The organism is Pseudonocardia thermophila (assembly GCF_900142365.1).
In the GTDB taxonomy this organism is placed as follows: domain Bacteria; phylum Actinomycetota; class Actinomycetes; order Mycobacteriales; family Pseudonocardiaceae; genus Pseudonocardia; species Pseudonocardia thermophila.
The window spans coordinates 1-5448 of sequence record NZ_FRAP01000038.1; the positions used below are offsets into that span (position 1 = coordinate 1).

General features: G+C 58.5%; 3 rRNA genes. All 3 read right to left on the reverse strand.

The window, feature by feature from the left end:
• Positions 1-49 precede the first annotated feature (49 nt).
• Positions 50-166, reverse strand: a 5S ribosomal RNA gene (gene rrf / locus BUE41_RS29275).
• 89 nt (positions 167-255) lie between these two features.
• A 23S ribosomal RNA gene (locus BUE41_RS29280) occupies positions 256-3383 on the reverse strand.
• A 407-nt stretch (positions 3384-3790) separates the two neighbouring features.
• Positions 3791-5318: ribosomal RNA gene (locus BUE41_RS29285) — 16S ribosomal RNA — on the reverse strand.
• Together the 16S, 23S and 5S rRNA genes form the textbook arrangement of a ribosomal RNA operon.
• Positions 5319-5448 lie beyond the last annotated feature (130 nt).

A 5448-nucleotide genomic window follows, 5' to 3' on the forward strand; every position in this document is an offset into this window, starting at 1 on the left:
AAAAAGGGGCCCTCGCATCAGCGAGGGCCCCTCTTAACAGCGGGTTTGATGTCGGCGGCGACCTACTCTCCCACACCCTAGCGAGTGCAGTACCATCGGCGCTGGAGTGCTTAGCTTCCGGGTTCGGGATGGGACCGGGCGTTCCCACTCCGCCATAACCACCGACAACACTATTCACAACAATCAAACCCAAACAGTGAGCCACCAACACGGTGATGCGCTCAGGGTCGCATAGTGGATGCAAAAAACCTATGTGTGGTCAAGCCCTCGGCCGATTAGTACCAGTCAACTCCACACCTCACGGTGCTTCCATCTCTGGCCTATCAACCCAGTGGTCTACTGGGAGCCTTACCCACTCAAAGGTGGTGGGAGACCTCATCTTGGAACGAGCTTCCCGCTTAGATGCCTTCAGCGGTTATCCCTTCCGAACATAGCCAACCAGCCGTGCCCCTGGCGGGACAACTGGCACACCAGAGGTTCGTCCATCCCGGTCCTCTCGTACTAGGGACAGCCTTCCTCAAGTCTCCAACGCGCGCGGCGGATAGGGACCGAACTGTCTCACGACGTTCTAAACCCAGCTCGCGTACCGCTTTAATGGGCGAACAGCCCAACCCTTGGGACCTACTCCGGCCCCAGGATGCGACGAGCCGACATCGAGGTGCCAAACCATGCCGTCGATATGGACTCTTGGGCAAGATCAGCCTGTTATCCCCGGGGTACCTTTTATCCGTTGAGCGACACCCCTTCCACCAGGTGGTGCCGGATCACTAGTCCCGACTTTCGTCCCTGCTCGACCCGTCGGTCTCACAGTCAAGCTCCCTTGTGCACTTACACTCAACACCTGATTGCCAACCAGGCTGAGGGAACCTTTGGGCGCCTCCGTTACCCTTTAGGAGGCAACCGCCCCAGTTAAACTACCCACCAGGCACTGTCCCTGAACCAGATCATGGCCCGAGGTTAGACATCCAATTCGACCAGAGTGGTATTTCAACAACGACTCCACAACCACTGGCGTGGCCGCTTCACAGTCTCCCACCTATCCTACACAAGCCGAACCGAACACCAATACCAAGCTGTAGTAAAGGTCCCGGGGTCTTTCCGTCCTGCCGCGCGTAACGAGCATCTTTACTCGTAGTGCAATTTCGCCGAGTCCGTGGTCGAGACAGCGCCCAAGTCGTTACGCCATTCGTGCAGGTCGGAACTTACCCGACAAGGAATTTCGCTACCTTAGGATGGTTATAGTTACCACCGCCGTTTACTGGCGCTTAAATTCTCCGCTTCGCCCCCGAAAGGACTAACGGGTCCTCTTAACGTTCCAGCACCGGGCAGGCGTCAGTCCGTATACATCGTCTTACGACTTCGCACGGACCTGTGTTTTTAGTAAACAGTCGCTTGGGCCTGGTCTCTGCGACCGACCAACCCTAGCCCGCACGGGGCTTCAAGCCAGCCGGTCCTCCTTCTCCCGAAGTTACGGAGGCATTTTGCCGAATTCCTTAACCACGGTTCACTCGATCGCCTCGGTATTCTCTACCTGACCACCTGTGTCGGTTTCGGGTACGGGCCGCAACAGCACTCGCTAGAGGCTTTTCTCGGCAGCATGGGATCACCCTACTTCGCCTCAATCGGCTACGCATCACGTCTCACCCTTCACGACACCCGGATTTGCCTGGATGTCGGGCTACACGCTTACACCAGGAACAACCAACGCCTGGCGGGGCTACCCTCCTGCGTCACCCCATCGCTTGCCTACTACCGGATCGGGTCCCACGCTCCCCCCACAACCCAGCCCGAAGGCCAGGAAGGAGGTTCGGATGGTCAGCATCACCGGCCTCGACACGGGCGCACTGTCACGGGCACGGGAATATCAACCCGTTGTCCATCGGCTACGCCTGTCGGCCTCGTCTTAGGTCCCGGCTCACCCTGGGCGGATTAACCTGGCCCAGGAACCCTTGGTCATCCGGCGGCAGAGTTTCTCACTCTGCATTCGCTACTCATGCCTGCATTCTCACTCGCGCACCCTCCACGACTCCGTCACCAGGCCGCTTCACAGGATGCACGACGCTCCCCTACCCAACACCACGACTGCACCCACCACCACAACAGCAGCAGCAGGCGGATCTCCTGTGGCATTGCCACGGCTTCGGCGGTGCGCTTGAGCCCCGCTACATTGTCGGCGCAGGACCACTTGACCAGTGAGCTATTACGCACTCTTTAAAGGATGGCTGCTTCTAAGCCAACCTCCTGGTTGTCTATGCGATCCCACATCCTTTCCCACTTAGCGCACGCTTAGGGGCCTTAGCCGGTGATCTGGGCTGTTTCCCTCTCGACTACGAAGCTTATCCCCCGCAGTCTCACTGCCGCGCTAGAAATACCGGCATTCGGAGTTTGGCTGAGATCAGTAAGCTTGTCGGCCCCATTACCCATCCAGTGCTCTACCTCCGGTATCCACCACGCGACGCTGCACCTAAATGCATTTCGGGGAGAACCAGCTATCACGGAGTTTGATTGGCCTTTCACCCCTACCCACAGCTCATCCCCCAGGTTTTCAACCCTGGTGGGTTCGGGCCTCCACGACGTCTTACCGTCGCTTCACCCTGGCCATGGGTAGATCACCCCGCTTCGGGTCTATACCCCGCGACTCAACGCCCTATTCAGACTCGCTTTCGCTACGGCTACCCCACACGGGTTAACCTCGCCACGAAGCATAACTCGCAGGCTCATTCTTCAAAAGGCACGCCATCACCAGCCCGAAGACCAGCTCTGACGGCTTGTAGGCACACGGTTTCAGGTACTCTTTCACTCCCCTCCCGGGGTACTTTTCATCTTTCCCTCACGGTACTCGTCCGCTATCGGTCACCAGGAAGTATTTAGGCTTACCGGGTGGTCCCGGCAGATTCACAGCACATTCCACGAGTGCGCTGCTACTCGGGGACAAGACCCAAGCCGCAACCAGTGCTTTCGCGTACGGGGCTCTCACCCTCTACGGCGACCCTTTCCAGAGGCCTTCCACTAACACCAGCAAACGACTTCGCAGGCCCGGCAGAGCCCACACGGTCCAACCCCACAACACCCGCATCGCAACGCCTGCCGACTTGAACACGACACAGGTTTAGCCTCTTCCGCTTTCGCTCGCCACTACTCACGGAATCACGGTTGTTTTCTCTTCCTGTGGGTACTGAGATGTTTCACTTCCCCACGTTCCCCCCAACACCCTATTTCATTCAGGTGCTGGTAGTACCCCATGACGGGTACTGGGTTTCCCCATTCGGACACCCTCGGATCACAGCTCGGTTGGCAGCTCCCCGAGGACTATCGCGGCCTCCCACGTCCTTCATCGGCTCCTGATGCCCAGACATCCACCGTGTGCCCTCAACAACTTGACCACACACAAGATGCTCGCATCCACTATGCAACACTCAACACACCACCACACAGCCGCCCCACAACCCCGCCACCACCCCCACACACGAGAGCGTTAGACGAGAGAGCAACCAGTGGCCACCACCAGAGAACACACCCACCAACAGGTGTCTCCTCAGGACCCAACAGTGTGCCGAAACCATCATCGACCAACGGATTCTGCGTTCCACCCAGCCACACACACCACAACCACACCCACACGGAGCCGGCTGCACACGGTGCGCGTGAAATCAGAGATAAGGAGACCCAACCACCACACAGGCCACCAACCACAACCAGCGACCCACCCCCACACCAAAAAAGGGGGCAAAACGAGACCCGAAAGCCTCCCAGTGGAAGGGCTACCCCACCAACACGGTGAGCTCCTTAGAAAGGAGGTGATCCAGCCGCACCTTCCGGTACGGCTACCTTGTTACGACTTCGTCCCAATCGCCGGTCCCACCTTCGACGACTCCCTCCCCCGAAGAGGTTAGGCCATCGGCTTCGGGTGTTACCAACTTTCATGACGTGACGGGCGGTGTGTACAAGGCCCGGGAACGTATTCACCGCAGCAATGCTGATCTGCGATTACTAGCGACTCCAACTTCACGGGGTCGAGTTGCAGACCCCGATCCGAACTGAGACCAGCTTTAAGGGATTCGCTCCACCTCACGGTCTCGCAGCCCTCTGTACTGGCCATTGTAGCATGTGTGAAGCCCTGGGCATAAGGGGCATGATGACTTGACGTCATCCCCACCTTCCTCCGAGTTGACCCCGGCAGTCTCCCATGAGTCCCCACCATAACGTGCTGGCAACATGGGACGAGGGTTGCGCTCGTTGCGGGACTTAACCCAACATCTCACGACACGAGCTGACGACAGCCATGCACCACCTGCACACCGGCCACAAGGGAACGCCTATCTCTAGACGCGTCCGGTGCATGTCAAACCCAGGTAAGGTTCTTCGCGTTGCATCGAATTAATCCACATGCTCCGCCGCTTGTGCGGGCCCCCGTCAATTCCTTTGAGTTTTAGCCTTGCGGCCGTACTCCCCAGGCGGGGCGCTTAATGCGTTAGCTGCGGCACAGAGACCGTGGAATGGCCCCCACACCTAGCGCCCACCGTTTACGGCGTGGACTACCAGGGTATCTAATCCTGTTCGCTCCCCACGCTTTCGCTCCTCAGCGTCAGTATCGGCCCAGAGACCCGCCTTCGCCACCGGTGTTCCTCAAGATATCTGCGCATTTCACCGCTACACCTTGAATTCCAGTCTCCCCTGCCGAACTCTAGTGATGCCCGTATCGACCGCAAGCTCCCAGTTAAGCTGAAAGTTTTCACGGCCGACGCGACACACCGCCTACGAGCTCTTTACGCCCAATAATTCCGGACAACGCTCGCACCCTACGTATTACCGCGGCTGCTGGCACGTAGTTGGCCGGTGCTTCTTCTACAGGTACCGTCACCCCGAAAGGCTTCGTCCCTGTCGAAAGAGGTTTACAACCCGAAGGCCTTCATCCCCCACGCGGCGTCGCTGCGTCAGGCTTTCGCCCATTGCGCAATATTCCCCACTGCTGCCTCCCGTAGGAGTCTGGGCCGTGTCTCAGTCCCAGTGTGGCCGGTCGCCCTCTCAGGCCGGCTACCCGTCGTCGCCTTGGTAGGCCATTACCCCACCAACAAGCTGATAGGCCGCGGGCCCATCCCCAGCCGAAAAAACTTTCCACCACCAGACCATGCGGCCAGCGGTCATATCCGGTATTAGACCCAGTTTCCCAGGCTTATCCCAGAGCTGGGGGCAGGTTGCCCACGTGTTACTCACCCGTTCGCCGCTCGTGTACTCCCGAAGGAGCCTTACCGCTCGACTTGCATGTGTTAAGCGCGCCGCCAGCGTTCGTCCTGAGCCAGGATCAAACTCTCCAACAAAAACCTAGCCCAACAAAAGCGGACCCCCAACCCGACGGGGAAAGGCGAGCCCGCCAAACGCAAACTGGCACAAAATCCAGTCAACAATAGCTCGACACACTGTTGAGTTCTCAAAAGACACCCGCACACC